General features: G+C 67.8%; 12 protein-coding genes. 2 read left to right on the top strand and 10 right to left on the bottom strand.

Annotated elements, in window-relative coordinates; genetic code table 11:
• Positions 1-49 precede the first annotated feature (49 nt).
• The gene (locus tag V6V88_RS21350; RefSeq protein WP_338616240.1) at positions 50-1,237 is read left to right on the top strand and encodes an MFS transporter; all 1,188 of its coding nucleotides are present in this window, start codon (positions 50-52) and stop codon (positions 1,235-1,237) included.
• 15 nt (positions 1,238-1,252) lie between these two features.
• Positions 1,253-2,497, top strand: coding sequence for an arsenic transporter (locus V6V88_RS21345; RefSeq protein WP_056326527.1), 1,245 nt, complete (start codon positions 1,253-1,255; stop codon positions 2,495-2,497).
• 23 nt (positions 2,498-2,520) lie between these two features.
• Here the strand turns inward: V6V88_RS21345 and V6V88_RS21340 are convergent, their stop codons facing one another.
• The 10 genes from V6V88_RS21340 to V6V88_RS21295 form a co-directional block, all read right to left on the bottom strand.
• Positions 2,521-4,944, bottom strand: a complete 2,424-nt coding sequence (locus V6V88_RS21340) for a TonB-dependent siderophore receptor (RefSeq protein ID WP_338616238.1) — start codon at positions 4,942-4,944, stop codon at positions 2,521-2,523.
• A gap of 201 nt (positions 4,945-5,145) precedes the next feature.
• The gene (locus V6V88_RS21335; protein WP_338616236.1) at positions 5,146-6,129 is read right to left on the bottom strand and encodes a FecR domain-containing protein; all 984 of its coding nucleotides are present in this window, start codon (positions 6,127-6,129) and stop codon (positions 5,146-5,148) included.
• Positions 6,126-6,638 (bottom strand): sigma-70 family RNA polymerase sigma factor, encoded by a 513-nt coding sequence (locus V6V88_RS21330; protein ID WP_142053738.1) that lies wholly within the window; start codon positions 6,636-6,638, stop codon positions 6,126-6,128. The genes V6V88_RS21335 and V6V88_RS21330 overlap by 4 nt, the downstream gene beginning before the upstream one ends.
• Positions 6,639-6,773: 135 nt before the next feature.
• A complete protein-coding gene (locus V6V88_RS21325) occupies positions 6,774-7,892 on the bottom strand; it encodes a class I SAM-dependent methyltransferase (RefSeq protein ID WP_338616235.1) in 1,119 nt (372 codons plus the stop codon).
• 141 nt (positions 7,893-8,033) lie between these two features.
• Positions 8,034-9,701 (bottom strand): OFA family MFS transporter, encoded by a 1,668-nt coding sequence (locus tag V6V88_RS21320; protein WP_179689913.1) that lies wholly within the window; start codon positions 9,699-9,701, stop codon positions 8,034-8,036.
• 128 nt (positions 9,702-9,829) lie between these two features.
• Positions 9,830-10,087 (bottom strand): formate dehydrogenase subunit delta, encoded by a 258-nt coding sequence (locus V6V88_RS21315; RefSeq protein WP_338616234.1) that lies wholly within the window; start codon positions 10,085-10,087, stop codon positions 9,830-9,832.
• Positions 10,088-10,105: 18 nt separating this feature from the next.
• Positions 10,106-10,927 (bottom strand): formate dehydrogenase accessory sulfurtransferase FdhD, encoded by an 822-nt coding sequence (gene fdhD / locus V6V88_RS21310; protein ID WP_223572473.1) that lies wholly within the window; start codon positions 10,925-10,927, stop codon positions 10,106-10,108.
• A 22-nt stretch (positions 10,928-10,949) separates the two neighbouring features.
• A complete protein-coding gene (gene fdhF, locus V6V88_RS21305) occupies positions 10,950-13,826 on the bottom strand; it encodes a formate dehydrogenase subunit alpha (RefSeq protein WP_063952049.1) in 2,877 nt (958 codons plus the stop codon).
• A gap of 13 nt (positions 13,827-13,839) precedes the next feature.
• Positions 13,840-15,420: an NADH-quinone oxidoreductase subunit NuoF gene (locus tag V6V88_RS21300; RefSeq protein WP_338616233.1), complete on the bottom strand. Its 1,581-nt coding sequence runs from the start codon at positions 15,418-15,420 to the stop codon at positions 13,840-13,842.
• Complete coding sequence (locus V6V88_RS21295; protein ID WP_338616232.1) at positions 15,417-15,974, bottom strand: formate dehydrogenase subunit gamma; 558 nt, start codon at positions 15,972-15,974, stop codon at positions 15,417-15,419. Before V6V88_RS21295 ends, V6V88_RS21300 begins: the two co-directional genes overlap by 4 nt.
• Positions 15,975-16,047: the final 73 nt, after the last annotated feature.

The following is a 16,047-nucleotide window of genomic DNA, read 5'->3' as shown; positions in this document are numbered from 1 at the left end:
GCACTCTCCATCACCCGCGACGCGTCCTCTCGATTGGCTGAATTTTTTCGTGGCCGATGTGCGGGATGGACTTGGGCCTTACCTGGCAATCTACCTGCTCGCCGTCCACCATTGGCGGCCCGACAGCATCGGGCTTGTCATGACGATCTCCGGGCTGGCCGCGCTGGCGGCGCAGACGCCGGCGGGCGCGCTGGTGGACCGCGCGTCGAACAAGCGCGCGCTGCTGATCGCCGCCGCCGTGCTGGTGACGGTGGCCTGCATGGCCGTCCTGGCCAGCCCGAACTTCGCCTGGGTCACGCTGACGCAAGCGGTCGCCGGCGTCGCGTCGTCGGTGTTCGCGCCCGCCATCGCCGGCATCACGCTCGGGCTGACCACGGCCCACGCCTTCACGGCGCGCATCGCGCGCAACGAATCGTTCAATCATGCCGGCAACGGGTTCGCGGCGCTGCTGGCGGGCGGGCTGGCGTATGTATGGGGACCGGTCGCGGTGTTCTACCTGATGGCGGCGATGGCGCTGGCCAGTCTGGCGGCCACGATGGGCATCCCCGCGCATATCAACCCGGACAAGGCGCGCGGGCTGGAAGCGAGCCCCAATGCGGGAGCGCATGCGCATCCCGTGCCGCTGCGCCAGTTGCTCTCGAACCGGCCGCTCATGCTGCTGGCCTTGAGCTGCGCGCTGTTTCACCTGGCCAACGCGGCCATGCTGCCGCTGGTCGGGCAAAAGCTCGCCCTGGCAAACCCGGCGCTCGCCACGCCGCTGACCGCCGTCTGCATCGTCGCGGCGCAGTTCGTGATGATTCCCGCCGCGATGGCCGTCGGGCGGTACGCAGACCAATGGGGACGCAAGCCTCTGCTGCTGATCGGGTTTCTCATCCTGCCGCTGCGTGGCGTGCTGTACACGTTTTCCGACGACACCGCGTGGCTGGTGGGCGTGCAGTTGCTCGACGGCATTGGCGCAGGCATCTTCGGCGCCGTCCTGCCCTTGATGGTGCTGGACCTGACCCAGGGCACGGGCCGCTTCAACGCCAGCCTGGGCGCCGTCACCACGGTATTCGGCATCGGCGCCGCGCTGAGCAACGGGCTCGCCGGCGTGATCGTCCAGCACGCGGGTTACAGTGCAGCGTTTCTTGCGCTGGCCGGCATTGCCGCGCTGGCCTGTGTGACCCTGCTGGTCTTGCCGGAGACGCGCGCGTCCGCGGCATCGGCCCCCGCGCCGGCTTCCTCTTCCCTTCCTTGATGCGTTCCTGAAAGCATGTCGCTATCCAATGCCGTGATCTGGTTGATTGCCGCCGCAACCACCATGGCCATTCTCTTTCGTCCCTGGCGCCTGCCCGAGTACGTGTGGGCAACGGCCGGCGCGGTCGCCCTGGTGGTGCTGGGTTTGCTGCCTGCGCGGCAGGCCGGCGGCGCCATTCTGGAAGGCACCGACGTCTATCTGTTCCTGATCGGCATGATGCTGGTGGCGGAGGTCGCCCGGCAGGCAGGCCTGTTCGACTGGGTGGCCGTGCTGGCGGCCGACCACGCCGCCGGGTCGGCGCGGCGGCTGTTCGACCTGGTGTTCCTGGTGGGCACCGGGGTCACCGTGCTGCTGTCCAACGACGCCACGGCCGTCGTGCTGACGCCTGCCGTCTATGCGGTGACGCGTGTCGTCGGCGCGCCGCCGTTGCCGTATCTGTATGTCTGCGCATTTATCGCCAATGCAGCCAGCTTCGTGCTGCCGATCTCGAATCCGGCCAACCTGGTCGTGTTCGGCGACCGCATGCCTGCGTTGGGCCCGTGGCTGGCGCACTTTGCCCTGCCGTCCGCCCTGGCCATCGGCGCCACCTACGTGACGTTGCGGCTGGTGTTTCGCCATGACCTGCGCCAGCCCTTGAAGCCCTCGCCGCCGCTGCCGCCCATGACCTTGCCGCTGCGCATGGCTGCGCTGGGCGTGGCCATCACCGCAGGCACGCTGCTCATCACCTCGGCGCTTGGCCAGCGTCTGGGCCTGCCCACGCTGATCGCCGGCTGCGTGTCGGCGGCGCTGGTGCTGGCGGTCACGCGATCCAGCCCGATTCGCCTCATCAAAGGCGTGGCGTGGGGCGTGCTGCCGTTGGTGGCGGGGCTTTTCGTGCTGGTCGAGGGCATGGCCGCCAGCGGCGTGCTGCAAGACCTGGCGAACCTGATGCGCAGCCTGTCCGCCGACGCGGCGCTATGGGCCGGCGGCGTGGGCGCCGCGCTATCGGGCAACGTCATCAACAATCTGCCGGCCGGGCTGATGGCGGGCACGCTGGCGCGCATGGCCGACCTGCCCAGCGCCACCACTGCAGCGCTGCTGATCGGGATCGACCTGGGCCCCAACCTGTCCGTCAGCGGATCGCTTGCGACCCTGCTGTGGCTGCTGGCGGTGCGCCGCGAGGGCATGCACATCAGCGCGCTCAGTTTCCTGCGGCTGGGCATCGTGGTCATGCCGCCGGCGCTGATCCTGGCGCTGGGCGCGCTGCACGTGTTCAGCTGACACCGCGCAGGCGCGCGCCCATTTCAGAATGTCCCGCGCACCGTCAGGGTGGCGTTGCGCGGATCGCCGTAGAAGCTGCCCCAGCCCGGCGCGCCGATGGTCTGGTAGTAGGTCTTGTCGAAGAGGTTGTTCACGTTCAATGCGGCCGACCAGTTCTTGTTGATCTGATACCCGACGCGCGCATTCCACACCGCGTAAGCCCCTTGCGAGACGCGCACCGAGCGCGTTTCCGTGTAGCTGCCCGTCTGGTAGTTCACGCCCGCGCCCAGCGACCACGCCGACAGTTCGCCCGGCAGGCGGTAGTCGGACCACAGGCGCAGGATGTGCTTGGGCGTGACCGTGCGGGCGAAGTTGGTGTTGGTGACCTGCGTGTCGTCCAGGAACTTCAGCGTATTGAAGGTGTAGCCCGCGAACAGCTGCCAGCCCGGCGCCACTTCGCCGCTGATCTCGGCGTCCAGGCCCTGGCTGCGCACCTTGCCGCTCGACAGGTAGCAGATGTCGCCCGTCGCGCACACGCTGGTCAGATCCTCTTGCGCGCGGTTCTTCTGGTCGACGCGAAAGAGCGCGATGGACGTGTTCACGCGGCCGTCCATCAGCTCGCCCTTAAGGCCGATCTCGTAATTCTTGCCCACGATGGGATCGAGCACCTTGCCGGATGCGTCCACCGCATTCTGAGGCTCGAAGATCTGCGCGTAGCTGACGTAGCCGGACCATTGGGGATTGAACGCGTAGATCAGGCCGCCGTAGGGGGTGACGACGCCGTTGTCCTTGTACGGATCGACGTATTGCTCGCCGCTGTCGCGATAGCGGCTGGTGTTTTCGTACCAGCTCACCCGCGCGCCCGCCACCAGCGTCAGCGGGTCGGCCAGGCTGAAGCGGCCGACGCCGTAGACGCCCGTCTGCTTCATCTTCACGATCGTGGCCGCGCTGCGGTAGGCGTTTTCGCGCATCCAGTCATCGGTGGGCTCCGGCACATGATGATCCGGGTTCCACACATTCACGGCGCGATTCAGGCGATTCAACGCAAAATCGTTCTTGCTGGTGAGCTCGTTGATGCTGGCGCCGAAGCTCACCGAATGCTTGCGGCCCAGCGCGTCGAAGGCGCCGTCCACGTCCAGATTCAGCGCCTTGTTGCGCGTGGACATGTCGAACAGGCCCGCGTACAGCATGGGACCCAGGCCCGTCTCAGGGTTGACGGCGCCTTCCGTGAACGCGTACTTCGAATCGTTGGATTCCTGCGAGGACGTGCCCGTCAGCTTGAACGACCAGTCCTTGTTGAAGCGGTGCGCCAGTTCGGCAAAGACGGTGGTCTGCTTGCCGTTCCAGCGGTTCCAGTCCTGGCCCAGCGAGGTCGACCGCTTCAGGCCGATGTCGTCGCCATTGCTGTAGTGGGGCAGGCCGTGGAAGAAGGGGGTGGAACGCAGTTCCTCGTAGCTGACGCCGCCGGTCAAGGTGGTGTCCGGGCTGAAGTCATAGCTGAGCACGCCGTACAGCACGCCGGTGCGGCTTTGCGCTTCGTCGTAGAAGTAGTCGCGGTCGTTGTAGCTGGCCACGCCGCGGGCGCGCAGGGTGCCGGCTTCGTTCAGCGGCGCGCTGGCATCGATGTCGGCGCGGTAGTTGTTCCACGAGCCGCCGCTGGCCAGCATCTGCACCTGGGGCTCGGCGAGCGGGCGCTTGCGCACCAGGTTGACGGCCGCGCTGGGCGAGCCGGCGCCTTGCAACAGGCCCGTGGCGCCGCGGATGATTTCCACGCGGTCCAGCGTCACGGTCTCGGTGGTGAAGCTGTTGGCCTGGGGGTAGTAAAAGGCGCGGTTCACGCCGTCGAACTGATAGCTGTCCACGCGAAAACCGCGCGAATACACGTAGCTGCCGCCCATCGGGCTCTTGTAGAGCGTCATGCCGGTGCTGTTGGCCAGCACGTCGTCCAGCGTGTTGGCGTTCTGGTCGTCCATGCGCTGGCGCGTGACCACGCTGACCGACTGCGGAATTTCCTTGAGCGTCTGGCGGCCCTTGCCGATGGTCACCACGCGGCTTGTGTAGCTGCCCGTGCCCTCGGTGACCGGATCGTCGGTCATGCCGGTCACGGTCACCGGCGCCAGCGTGGACACCCCCGGCGCGTCCTGCGGCATGCGCCGCAATTGATAGCCTTCGCCGTTGGCGTTGGCCACTGCCTGCAGGCCCGTGCCCGCAAGCAGCCGGGCAAGTCCCTGCTCGGCCGTGTACCGGCCCGTCAATCCCTGCGTCCGCACGCCGCGCGTCAGCGCTGGCGAGGCCGCCACCGTGACCTTGGCGGCGACGCCAAACTGACCCAGCGCCACGTCCAGCGTGGCGGGTGCGATGGCGAAGGCAATCTCGCCGGCGGGCGCGGCCTGCGCCCACGACGCGGCCGGGGCGGCCAGCGAGGCGGCCGCCGTCAGGGCAAGGTGGACGGCAAGGCGCAAACGCATGCGCGGTGACGATGACAAGGCAAGGGGAGAGCGGGAATGGCGTCGTGCCATGACTGGAGGTTCCTGATTCGTCGATTGAAAAGTGCGGCCCTCGGGCGCCTCGGGGCCTTCTCTTCGTCTAACGAACCAGAAATGAAAATCTGCGGCGCGGTTACAAAATAGTCGGAATGGGCGGGGTGGGGCCTGCGGTGACCGGGTGGCTCACGCCCGGCCCAGGGTGACCCAGTAGCGCGTGCGATAGCGCAGCCTCAGGTCCAGCACGCTGGCCAGCACCTCCAGCGCCTTGTCCGTGTCATCGATACGGAATGCGCCCGTGACCTCCCGGTGTGCCACGTCGGCATCGCAGCGCACGATGCCCGGGCGGTAGCGGCCCAGCTCTTGCACGAACCGGTCCAGCCGCATGCGGTTAGCCACCAGCATGCCTTCGGTCCAGGCCGGCGCCGCGCCGTCCACCGCGGTCACTGGCGACAGGGCGTTGCGGTCGAATTCGGCTTGCTCGCCCGCATGCACCACACGGGCCGGCTGCACGCGCGAGTCCGGCTCCACGCGCACCGCGCCTTCAAAGACCGCGACGTGCGTGGCCCCTTGGCCGTCATCCTTTTGCCGCACCGAAAAGCGGGTGCCCAGCGGCGTCAGCAGGCCATTGGGTGTGCTGACGGCAAACGGCCGGCCCGCGTCGTCGTGGCCCGTGGCGATCAGGATTTCGCCGCTGCGCAGCGTGATGCGGCGTTGCCGCGTGTCGTAGCGCATCGCCACGGCGGAATCGGTGTTCAGCGTCAGCACCGTGCCGTCGGGCAGGCGCACGACGCGCTGCTCGCCCGTGGCGGTCCGGTACACGGTGCTGTCGTCCCACACGCCTTCGCGCGCGCCCAACCAGCCCATGGCGCCCAGACCGACGCCGGCCGCCATCCACTTCAGGGCGCCGCGGCGCGCACGCTGGTCGCAATAGCGCAAGATCGTCTGGCCCGCGGCGGCGCCGGCCAGGTTGGCGGAGGTGGCGGATTTCAGGTCCTGGCTGATGCCTTGCAGGCGCTGCCAGGCGAGTTCGTGGCGCGCGTCGGCCTCGCGCCATTGCGTACAGGCGGCTTGCGTGGCGGCGTCGGGCGCATCTCCGGTGCGCATCATCCACTGCGCCGCCTGCCGGATGATGTCCGGGTGCACCCGTTCGGCGTGGGCGGCGCTCATGCGTACAGCACCGCGTAGCAGTGTTCCCACGCCTTGATCATGTCGCGCTGCACGGCCGCCACCGAAATGCCCAGCTCGCGGGCGACGTCCAGATAGGGCAGGCCTTCCACCTGCGCCAGCACGAAAACCCGGCGCACGCGCGCTGGCAACTGCTCCATCATGCGGCACACGGCATCCAGCGCCTCGACCACCAGCGCATGCGTCTCGGGGCTGGGCTCGACCGCTTCGCTGCGCGCGGCAAGCGTCTCAAGATAAGCCTGCTCGATCGCCCGCCGACGCGACTGGTCGATCAACAGGCGCTTGGCCACCGTGGTCAAAAAACCGCGCGGCTCGGCAAACGCGGCACGCGATTCGCTGCGCATGACCCGTTCGAACGTGTCGTGCGCCAGATCGGCGGCGTTGTCGGCATTGCCGGCAAGCCGTCGGCGCAGCATCTGCACCAGCCAGCCGTGGTGCTCGCGGTACAGGCTGACGAATTCGGCGGAGGACGCAAAGTGGGCGGGCGGCACGGGTCGGCTTGGCAGATGCTAATGGGAATGATTGCTAATTGTAGCCAATCAGCGGCGCGTGGCGAATACTTTTCACGCGCCGTTGCGGTCCCGCCCGCCGGGGGCCACAAACCTTTCATCGTTGTCCGTATGCCTTCAAACCGCGCCCAATCGCCACAGCGACGTCATCTCCCGGGACCGCGCCGCATGCAGCGGATCGTTCGCGTCGCGGGCCTTGCCGTGCACCGGCCGGGTGTCCAGTTTTTCGATCACGCGCAGGCCGGCGGCCTCGATCATCGCGAGCAGTTGCTCGCGCGTGCGCAGCCCCAGATGTTCGGCCAGATCCGACAGGATCAGCCATCCTTCGCCATTCGGCGTCAGATGGTCCTTCAATCCATTCAGGAAGCCACGCAGCATGCGGCTGTCCGGGTCATACACAGCATGTTCCAGCGGCGAGCTGGGCCGCGCGGGCAGCCAGGGCGGGTTGCAGACGATGAGCGACACGCGGCCTTCGGGGAAGAGGTCGGTCTGTTCGACCTCGACCTGCCCGGACAACCCCAGGCGTTCCAGGTTCTCGCGCGCGCAGGCAATCGCGCGGGGATCCATGTCGGTGGCGATGACGCGCTTGCCGCCGCGGCGGGCGATGACGGCGGCGAGCACGCCCGTGCCCGTGCCGATATCGAAGGCCACGCTGCCGCGCGGCATCGGCGTGTTGGCGACCAGGTCCACGTATTCGCCGCGCACCGGCGAGAACACGCCGTAGTGCGGGTGGATGCGGTTGTTCAGGGCGGAAATCTCCACGCCCTTCCTGCGCCACTCGTAGGCGCCGATCAGGCCCAGCAGTTCGCGCAGCGACGCGACGTAGGGCGTATCGCCCGGCACGTTCGCGGCTTCGCAGGCCAGATGCGCGTCGGGCGCGCGGCGCAGGGGGATGGTATGACCGGCGTCGAAGGGAATCAGCAGCATGCCCAGGATGCGGGCACGCTGCGATTGGACCTGACGATGCTGGTTGAAGGCCTCAAGTTGGGTTTCCACCGGTTTGCGCGGACGCTTGTCGACGCGGCGGGTGATGGCGTGCAACAGCTGGCGCGCGTTCTGGAAGTCGCCGCGCCACAGCAGGCCCACGCCTTCGCACGCGTGGCGGTAAGCCATGTCCGCGGTCAGGGTGTCGTCGGCGACGATGACACGCTTGGGCGGCGTGGCGCCGGTTTCCGAGTGCCAGCGCGCCGAGCGGGCGACGCCGTTTTCTTCCCAGTGCAGTTCGGGCGCGTTCAAGAGGTCGCTCCGGCGGGGAATGGGGGGAAGGGCAGGATCATGGGGAAAGGCACATAAAAGAGAAGGGCGCGGGCTGCCAATGTAGCAGCTTCGCGCCCTGGGGCCGTCGCGCGGCGCACCGGGCGCCGCGGCATGGCGGGGTCAGTGGAACAGCACGACGGCCTTCTGCAGCGTGATCCAGATGCCCCAGGCCAGCGGAATGCCGACGCAGGCCCATGCAAAGGCGATCAGCGCGGGCGGGGTGCGGAAGTTCGACCTGCCCACGCCGTGGGTTTCGGCGGCCACGGCGCGCTCGTGCGCCAACGCCTTTTCCTTGGCCAGTTCCTCGTCGGTCATGAAGTACTTGGCGTTGACCGGGCGGATGGCAAGGTTGCACAGGAAGCCCACGACCAGCATGCCGGCCAGGATGTACATGGTGATGTCATACACCTGGGCGCGCGGCACGCCGATGGACAGCTGGTATTCGCGGATGTAGTTGACGAGAACCGGCCCGAAGATGCCCGCCGCGGACCACGCGGTCAGCAACCGGCCGTGGATGGCGCCGACCATCTGGGTGCCGAAGAGGTCGGCCAGGTAGGCGGGCACCGTGGCAAAGCCGCCGCCGTACATCGACAGGATCACGCAGAACGCCGCCACAAAAAGCGCCAGCGCGCCCATGTGCGCGGTCCACGGAATGGCGGCGTACAGCACGAAGCCCAGGACGAAGAAGACGAAGTACGTCATCTTGCGGCCCAGTTTGTCGGACAGGCTGGCCCAGAAGAAGCGGCCGCCGATGTTGAACAGGCTGAGCAGGCCGGTAAAGCCGGCGGCAATCGCGGCGATGGCCGCGAGCTGGTCCTTGTCGAGTTGCCCGAAGCCCAGTTCCGGTTTGTCGATCAGGCCGCCGCCGAACACTTCCTGCAGCAGCGGCGAGGCCATCCCCAGGATGCCAATGCCCGCCGTGACGTTCAGGCACAGCGCCCACCACACCAGCCAGAACTGCGGCACGCCCCAGACGCGCTTCACGTGCACGTGGCGCTGCGTGATCATGACGTTGTTGACCTGCTTGGCGGGCGGCGTCCAGCCGTCGGGCTTCCAGCCTGTGGGCGGCACGCGGTAGCCCAGCGCGCCGGACATCATGAAGATGAAGTACACCAGCGCCATGGTCAGGAAGGTCTGCCAGACGCCCGGCGAGGTCGGGGTGGCAAAGTGGCGCATCAGCATGTCGGCCAGCGGCGCGCCGATCATGGCGCCGCCGCCAAAGCCCATGATGGCCATGCCCGTCGCCATGCCGCGGCGGTCCGGGAACCACTTGATCAGCGTGCTCACCGGCGAGATATACCCCAGTCCCAGCCCGATCCCGCCGATGACGCCCGACCCCAGCCACAGCATCCACATCTGGTGCAGGTAGATGCCGATGGCCGAGATGACCAGGCCGCCGCACCAGCACAGCGCCGACACCACGCCGGCCTTGCGCGGGCCGGCCCGTTCCAGCCAGCCGCCCCACAGGGCGGCCGAACACCCCAGCAGCACGAAGAACAGGGTGTACATCCACCCCATGGTCGAGATCTTCCAGTCGCAGCTCGTGGTGAACAGTTCGGCCACGAGGCTCATGTCGGGCGGGCAGGCCAGCGGCTTGGCCCCGCCCACCACCTTGGACAGCGGCAGCCAGAACACCGAAAAGCCGTAGGCCATGCCGATGCAAAGGTGGATGGCCAGCGCGGCGGGGGGCACCAGCCAGCGCGAGAAGCCCGGTCCCGCGATGGTGCGTTCTTTGTCGAAAAATCCCGGCCGGGAGCCCGGCAGGTCCAGGGTGGCGCTACTTTCCATGATGTCTCCTCAGGGGTGCGGCTTTATAGCGTGCGTGGGCCGGAAGTGCCCGGTCCCGCCGCCTCTTTTATGGATTTGTTGCTGTCCTGCCACTGCGGGTGGACCGCCGCGCGGGCGGTCCGGGTGCGCTATGCGACGCGCGCGCGCGGCGTCAGGCGCTCGCGATGCCGGGTGACGGCCTGCAGCACCAGCGGATGCAGCTGTTCCTCGCCGGCGTCGCCGTCCGGGTTGCGCGCCAGGAAATCCAGCAGTTCGGTGCGCATGCGCGGTTCCCAGAATTTCTGGATGTGGTTGGTGACGCCTTCCAGCGCCTCGGGCCGGTCCGGCATGGCGTCGAAGAACTGGCCGATGCGGTTGGCCATGCGGATCAGGTTGACGATTTCCATTGCTGTCTTGCGTCCGGTTCAGGTAAGGATGCGTTCGGGGTGGGTGTAGATGGCGGCGTCGCCATCGCGCGTGAAGCCCAGCAGGGTGACGTTGGCGTCGGTGGCCAGACGGATGGCCAGCGCGGTGGGCGCGGATACCGAAGCCAACACCGAAACGCCGGCCGCGGCCGTCTTCTGCACCATCTCGAAGCTGGCGCGGCTGGACACCACGACGATGCCGTCGGCGCCGTTGATCGCCTGGCGCGCCAGCGCGCCGGCCAGCTTGTCCAGCGCGTTGTGGCGGCCCACGTCTTCGCGGACCAGCGCCACGGCGCCGTCGGCGCCCGCCCAGCCCGCGGCGTGCGTGGCGCCCGTGATGTCGTGCAGCGTTTGGCGCGCGCGCATGTCGCGCATGGCGGCCAGCACCGACTTGATGCGCACCGGCGCCCCATTGGCGACCGGCGCCACGGGCCGCAGCACCTCGGGCAGGGTTTCCACGCCGCACAGGCCGCAGCCGGTGCGCCCAGCCATGGCGCGGCGCCGCGTCTTCAGGCGCATTTCACAGGCGGACGAGATCTCCAGCTGCACGACGATGCCGCCGCACTGCGGCAGCAGATCGATGCCGCGCACGTCGCTCACGCTGCCGATGATGCCTTCGGACAGCGAGAACCCGACGGCAAAGTCCTCCAGGTCCGCGGGCGTGGCCAGCATGGTGGCGTGACTGATGCCGTTGAATTCCAGTGCCACCGGTGTTTCCTCGGCCACGTAATCGGTCTTGGCGTCGGTGGCGATGACCCCCGAGCGCACGCGGATGACCTGGGTCGGCGTGCAGTCGGGGCGGGCGGTGGTCGGCGTAGGCATGGGATCCCTGGCTGGCTGTCGGTTACTTCCCGGTCAGCGCCGCCTCGCTCTCGCGCGAGCGTTCGCGCAGGAGCTTTTGCTGGATGTCCGCAAATCGCGACCATTGCCGCTGCCATTCCGACGGTTGCGACACGCGCGTCACCTGCACGGCCGTGACCTTGTATTCGGGGCAGTTGGTCGCCCAGTCGGAGCTGTCGGTGGTGACGACGTTGGCGCCGGACTCGGGAAAGTGGAACGTGGTGTATACCACGCCCGGCTGCACGCGGTCGGTCAGCGTGGCGCGCAGCACGGTTTCCCCGGCGCGGCTCTGGATGCCGACCCAGTCGCCTTCGGCCACGCCGCGGTCCTCGGCGTCCTGCGGATGGATTTCCAGCACGTCCTCGCCATGCCACATCACATTGGGCGTGCGGCGGGTCTGCGCGCCCACGTTGTATTGCGACAGGATGCGGCCCGTGGTCAAGAGCAGCGGGAAGCGGCGCGTGCTGCGCTCGTCGGTGGGCACGTACTTGGTGATCATGAAGCGGCCCTTGCCGCGCACGAACTGGTCGATGTGCATGATCGGCGTGCCTTCCGGCGCGTCGTCGTTGCACGGCCATTGCAGGCTGCCCAGCTTGTCCAGCTTGTCGTACGTGACGCCGGCAAACGTGGGCGTCAGCCGCGCGATCTCTTCCATGATTTCGCGCGGGTGCTTGTAGTTCATCGGGTAGCCCAGCGCGTTGGACAGCGCCACCGTCACTTCCCAGTCGGACTTGCCGTTCTTGGGTTCCATCACCTTGCGCACGCGCGAGATGCGGCGCTCGGCGTTGGTGAAGGTGCCGTCCTTTTCCAGGAACGAGGAACCCGGCAGGAACACATGGGCGTACTTGGCGGTCTCGTTCAGGAACAGGTCCTGCACGACGATGCACTCCATGGCCGCCAGCGATGCCGCCACATGCTGCGTGTTGGGATCGGACTGCACGATGTCTTCGCCCTGGCAGTACAGGCCCTTGAAGGACCCGCCCAGCGCGGCCTCGAACATGTTGGGGATGCGCAGGCCCGGCTCGGGCTGCAGCGTGACGCCCCAGTCCTTTTCAAACTGCGCGCGCACGGCGTTGTCCGAGATGTGGCGGTAGCCGGGCAGTTCGTGCGGGAACGAGCCCATGTCGCACGATCCCTGCACGTTGTTCTGGCCGCGCAGCGGATTCACGCCCACGCCTTCGCGGCCGATATTGCCGGTGGCCATCGCCAGGTTGGCAATGGCCATGACGGTGGTCGAGCCCTGGCTGTGCTCGGTGACGCCCAGGCCGTAGTAGATGGAGCCGTTGCCGCCGGTGGCAAACAGACGCGCCGCGCCGCGCACCGCCTGCGCGGGCACGCCGGTGATTTCTTCCATGGCTTCCGGCGAGTTCTCGGGCAGCGACACGAAGTCGCGCCATTCCTTGAAGGCCTTTTCTTCGCAGCGCTCGGCCACGAAGTCCTCGGCGATCAGACCCTCGGTGGCGATGACATGCGCCAGCGAGGACAGCAGCGCCGTGTTGGTGCCCGGCCGCACCTGCAGGTGGAAGTCGGCCTTGATGTGCGGCGAGCTGACCAGTTCGATGCGGCGCGGATCGATGACGATGAGCCGTGCGCCTTCGCGCAGCCGGCGCTTCAAGCGCGAAGCGAAGACGGGATGGCCGCTGCTGGGGTTGGCCCCCATCACGATGACCACGTCGGTGTGCATGACGGAGTCAAACGTCTGCGTGCCGGCCGATTCGCCCAGCGTCTGCTTCAGGCCATAGCCGGTGGGCGAATGGCACACGCGCGCGCAGGTGTCGACGTTGTTGGTGCCGAAGGCGGCGCGCACCAGCTTCTGCACCAGCCAGGTTTCCTCGTTGGTGCAGCGCGACGACGTGATGCCGCCGACCGCATCGCGTCCGTACTGGCTCTGGATGCGGCGGAATTCGGAAGCCGCGTAGTTGATCGCCTCGTCCCAGGAGACTTCCTTCCAGGAATCGGTGATGTGCTTGCGGATCATGGGCTTGAGCACGCGTTCCTTGTGCGTGGCGTAGCCCCAGGCAAAACGCCCCTTCACGCAGGAATGGCCGCGGTTGGCCTGGCCGTCTTTCCACGGCACCATGCGCACGACTTCCTGGCCCTTCATTTCGGCCTTGAAGCCGCAACCCACGCCGCAGTAGGCGCAGGTCGTCACGACCGAGTGCTCGGCCTGGCCCATCATGATGACGGTCTTTTCCTGCAGGGTGGAGGTGGGGCAGGCCTGCACGCAGGCGCCGCAGGATACGCATTCGCTATCCAGGAACGGCTGGTCCTGGCCGGCCGATACGTGCGAGTCAAATCCCTTGCCCGAGATCGTCAGCGCGAACGTGCCCTGGGTTTCCTCGCAGGCGCGCACGCAGCGGTTGCAGACGATGCACTTGGATGCGTCGAACGTGAAGTAGGGGTTGGACTCGTCCTTCTCGGCCTTCAGATGGTTGGCGCCGTCCTGGCCGTAGCGCACGTTGCGCAGGCCCACGACGCCGGCCATGTCCTGCAGTTCGCAATCGCCGTTGGCCGGGCAGGTCAGGCAATCGAGCGGATGGTCCGAGATGTACAGCTCCATCACGCCGCGGCGCAGGTCGTGCAGCTTTGGCGTTTCGGTGAAGACGACCATGCCGTTTTCGGCGGGCGTCGTACAGGACGCGGGATAGCCGCGGCGGCCTTCGATCTGCACGAGGCACAGGCGGCACGATCCGAACGGTTCGAGGCTGTCGGTGGCGCAGAGCTTGGGGATGTTGATGCCGGCGTCCGCGGCCGCGCGCATCAGCGACGTGCCTTCGGGAACGGTGATTTCCTGGCCGTCGATGGTCAGGGTGACGGTCTTTTCGGACACGCGCGCCGGCGTGCCCATGTCGCGATCGCGCTTGATGACGGTTTCTAGCATGGCGGTCTCGGGTTCAGGCCGCGTGGGCGGCAGACTGGGAGGACTCGATGCCGAAGTCCTGCGGAAAATGGTTCAGCGCGGACAGCACCGGGTAGGGCGCCATGCCCCCCAGCGCGCACAGCGAACCGCCAAGCATCGTGTCGCACAGGTCGCGCAGCAGATGCACCTGCTGTTCGCGCTGTTCGCGGCTCTGGTTGCCGGCCGCGATCTTGTCGATGGTTTCCATGCCGCGCGTGGAGCCGATGCGGCACGGCGTGCACTTGCCACAGGACTCGATGGCGCAAAACTCCATGGCGTAACGCGCCATTCGCGCCATGTCCACGGTGTCGTCGAAGGCGACGAGGCCGCCGTGGCCGATCATGGCCGAGATCTGGATGTAGGCTTCGTAGTCCAGCGGCACGTCCCATTGCGACTCGGGCAGGTAGGCGCCCAGCGGACCTCCCACCTGCACCGCGCGCAGCGGGCGGCCGGACGCGCTGCCGCCGCCGAATTCGTAGAGCAGGTCGCGCAGGCTGAGCCCAAAGGCCTTTTCCACCAGCCCGCCTTGCTTGAGGTTGCCGGCCAGCTGGAAGGGCAGCGTGCCGTGCGAACGGCCCACGCCGTAGTCGCGGTAATACGCCGCGCCCTTGGCCAGGATGATCGGCACGGTGGCCAGCGAGATGACGTTGTTGATGACGGTGGGCTTGCCGAACAGGCCCGAGATGGCTGGCAGCGGCGGCTTGGCGCGCACCACGCCGCGCTTGCCCTCCAGGCTTTCCAGCAGCGAGGTTTCTTCGCCGCAGATGTAGGCGCCGGCGCCCTTGCGCACTTCCAGGTCGAAGCGGCGGCCACTGCCGTGCACGTCGTCGCCCAGCCAGCCGACGCTGCGGGCACGCCCGATGGCGGCTTCAAGCGTGGCGATGGCGTGGGGGTATTCGGAGCGGACGTAGATGTAGCCGTAGGTCGCGCCGACCGCCAGGCCCGCAATCGTCATGCCTTCGATCAGGACGTACGGGTCGCCTTCCATCAGCAGGCGGTCGGCAAAGGTGCCCGAGTCGCCTTCGTCGGCGTTGCAGACGATGTACTTGGTGTCGCCGGGCGTGCCCGCCACGGTCTTCCATTTGATGCCGGTGGGAAACGCCGCGCCGCCGCGGCCGCGCAGGCCGGATTCCACCATTTCGTCGACGATCTGCGCCGGCGCCATGGCCAGCGCGCGCTTCAAACCTTGCAATCCGCCATGCGCGGCGTAGTCCTGCAGGGACAGCGGATCGATCACGCCGACGCGGGCGAAGGTCAGGCGCTCCTGGTGCTTGAGGTAGGGGATTTCCTCGGTCAGGCCCAGGCGCAACGCGTGTTCGCCGCCCGTCAGCCAGCCGGCGTCGAACAGCGCGGCCACGTCTTCCGGCTGCACGGGCCCATAGGCGATGCGGCCTTGCGGCGTGGCGATCTCAACCAGGGGTTCCAGCCACAGCAGGCCGCGCGAACCATTGCGCACCACCTGCACGGACAGGCCGCGCTGATCGGCCATGCGCTCGATGTCGCGGACAACGGTATCGGCGTCCATGGCCAGCGCCGCGGCGTCGCGCGGCACGTAGATGACGACGGGGGCGCTCATGGCGTGTCCTCCAGCGTGCGGGCCAGCAGGCGGTCCAGCTTGGCTTCGGTAACGCGGGCGTGGGGCTGGCCGTCGATCATGATGGCGGGCGACTGCGCGCACAGGCCCAGGCAATACACGGGCTCCAGCGTGAAGTTGCCGTCCGGGGTGCTGGCGTGGAAATCACAGCCCAGCGCGGCGCGCGCATGGGCGGCCAGGCGTTCGCCGCCCATGGATTGGCAGGCTTCGGCGCGGCAGACCTCGAGCGTGTGGCGCGCGGCCGGCTCGGTGCGAAAGTGGGGGTAGAACGTGATGACGCCGTGGACTTCGGCGCGGGAGAGGTTCAGGGCCTCGGCGATGGTCTGCACCGCCTCGGCCGGAATACAGCCCAGTTCGTGCTGCACCGCATGCAGCACCGGCAGCAGCGGGCCGGGCTGGTCTTTCAGCCGGGCAAGGATGCGGGCCGTGGCCGCGATGGCCGGGGTGGTGGATGCCTGGGCGGCGTCCAGGGCCAGCTTGCCGCCCCGGGCGCCACCGCTGGATGCCAGATCGGATTTTGCCTCGCGCAGGTGCACGTCGGTCTCCTCCTGTGTTGCGTGACCCCATCAACGGGGGCTTGTGCCGGCCTGGACCTGTCAGCAGATAATA

The sequence above is a fragment of the Achromobacter sp. E1 genome (assembly GCF_037039475.1).
GTDB classification, from domain to species: domain Bacteria; phylum Pseudomonadota; class Gammaproteobacteria; order Burkholderiales; family Burkholderiaceae_B; genus Achromobacter; species Achromobacter mucicolens.
This window is presented reverse-complemented; position numbering and strand designations above follow the sequence as displayed.

Excerpts from the sequence above, each read along its gene's own strand:
- V6V88_RS21345 (WP_056326527.1), top strand. The coding sequence starts at position 1,253 with ATGTCGCTATCCAATGCCGTGATCTGGTTGATTGCCGCCGCAACCACC.
- V6V88_RS21300 (WP_338616233.1), bottom strand. The coding sequence starts at position 15,420 with ATGAGCGCCCCCGTCGTCATCTACGTGCCGCGCGACGCCGCGGCGCTG.
- V6V88_RS21315 (WP_338616234.1), bottom strand. The coding sequence starts at position 10,087 with ATGGAAATCGTCAACCTGATCCGCATGGCCAACCGCATCGGCCAGTTC.
- V6V88_RS21340 (WP_338616238.1), bottom strand. The coding sequence starts at position 4,944 with ATGCGTTTGCGCCTTGCCGTCCACCTTGCCCTGACGGCGGCCGCCTCG.
- V6V88_RS21335 (WP_338616236.1), bottom strand. The coding sequence starts at position 6,129 with ATGAGCGCCGCCCACGCCGAACGGGTGCACCCGGACATCATCCGGCAG.
- fdhF (WP_063952049.1), bottom strand. The coding sequence starts at position 13,826 with ATGCTAGAAACCGTCATCAAGCGCGATCGCGACATGGGCACGCCGGCG.
- fdhD (WP_223572473.1), bottom strand. The coding sequence starts at position 10,927 with ATGCCTACGCCGACCACCGCCCGCCCCGACTGCACGCCGACCCAGGTC.
- V6V88_RS21320 (WP_179689913.1), bottom strand. The coding sequence starts at position 9,701 with ATGGAAAGTAGCGCCACCCTGGACCTGCCGGGCTCCCGGCCGGGATTT.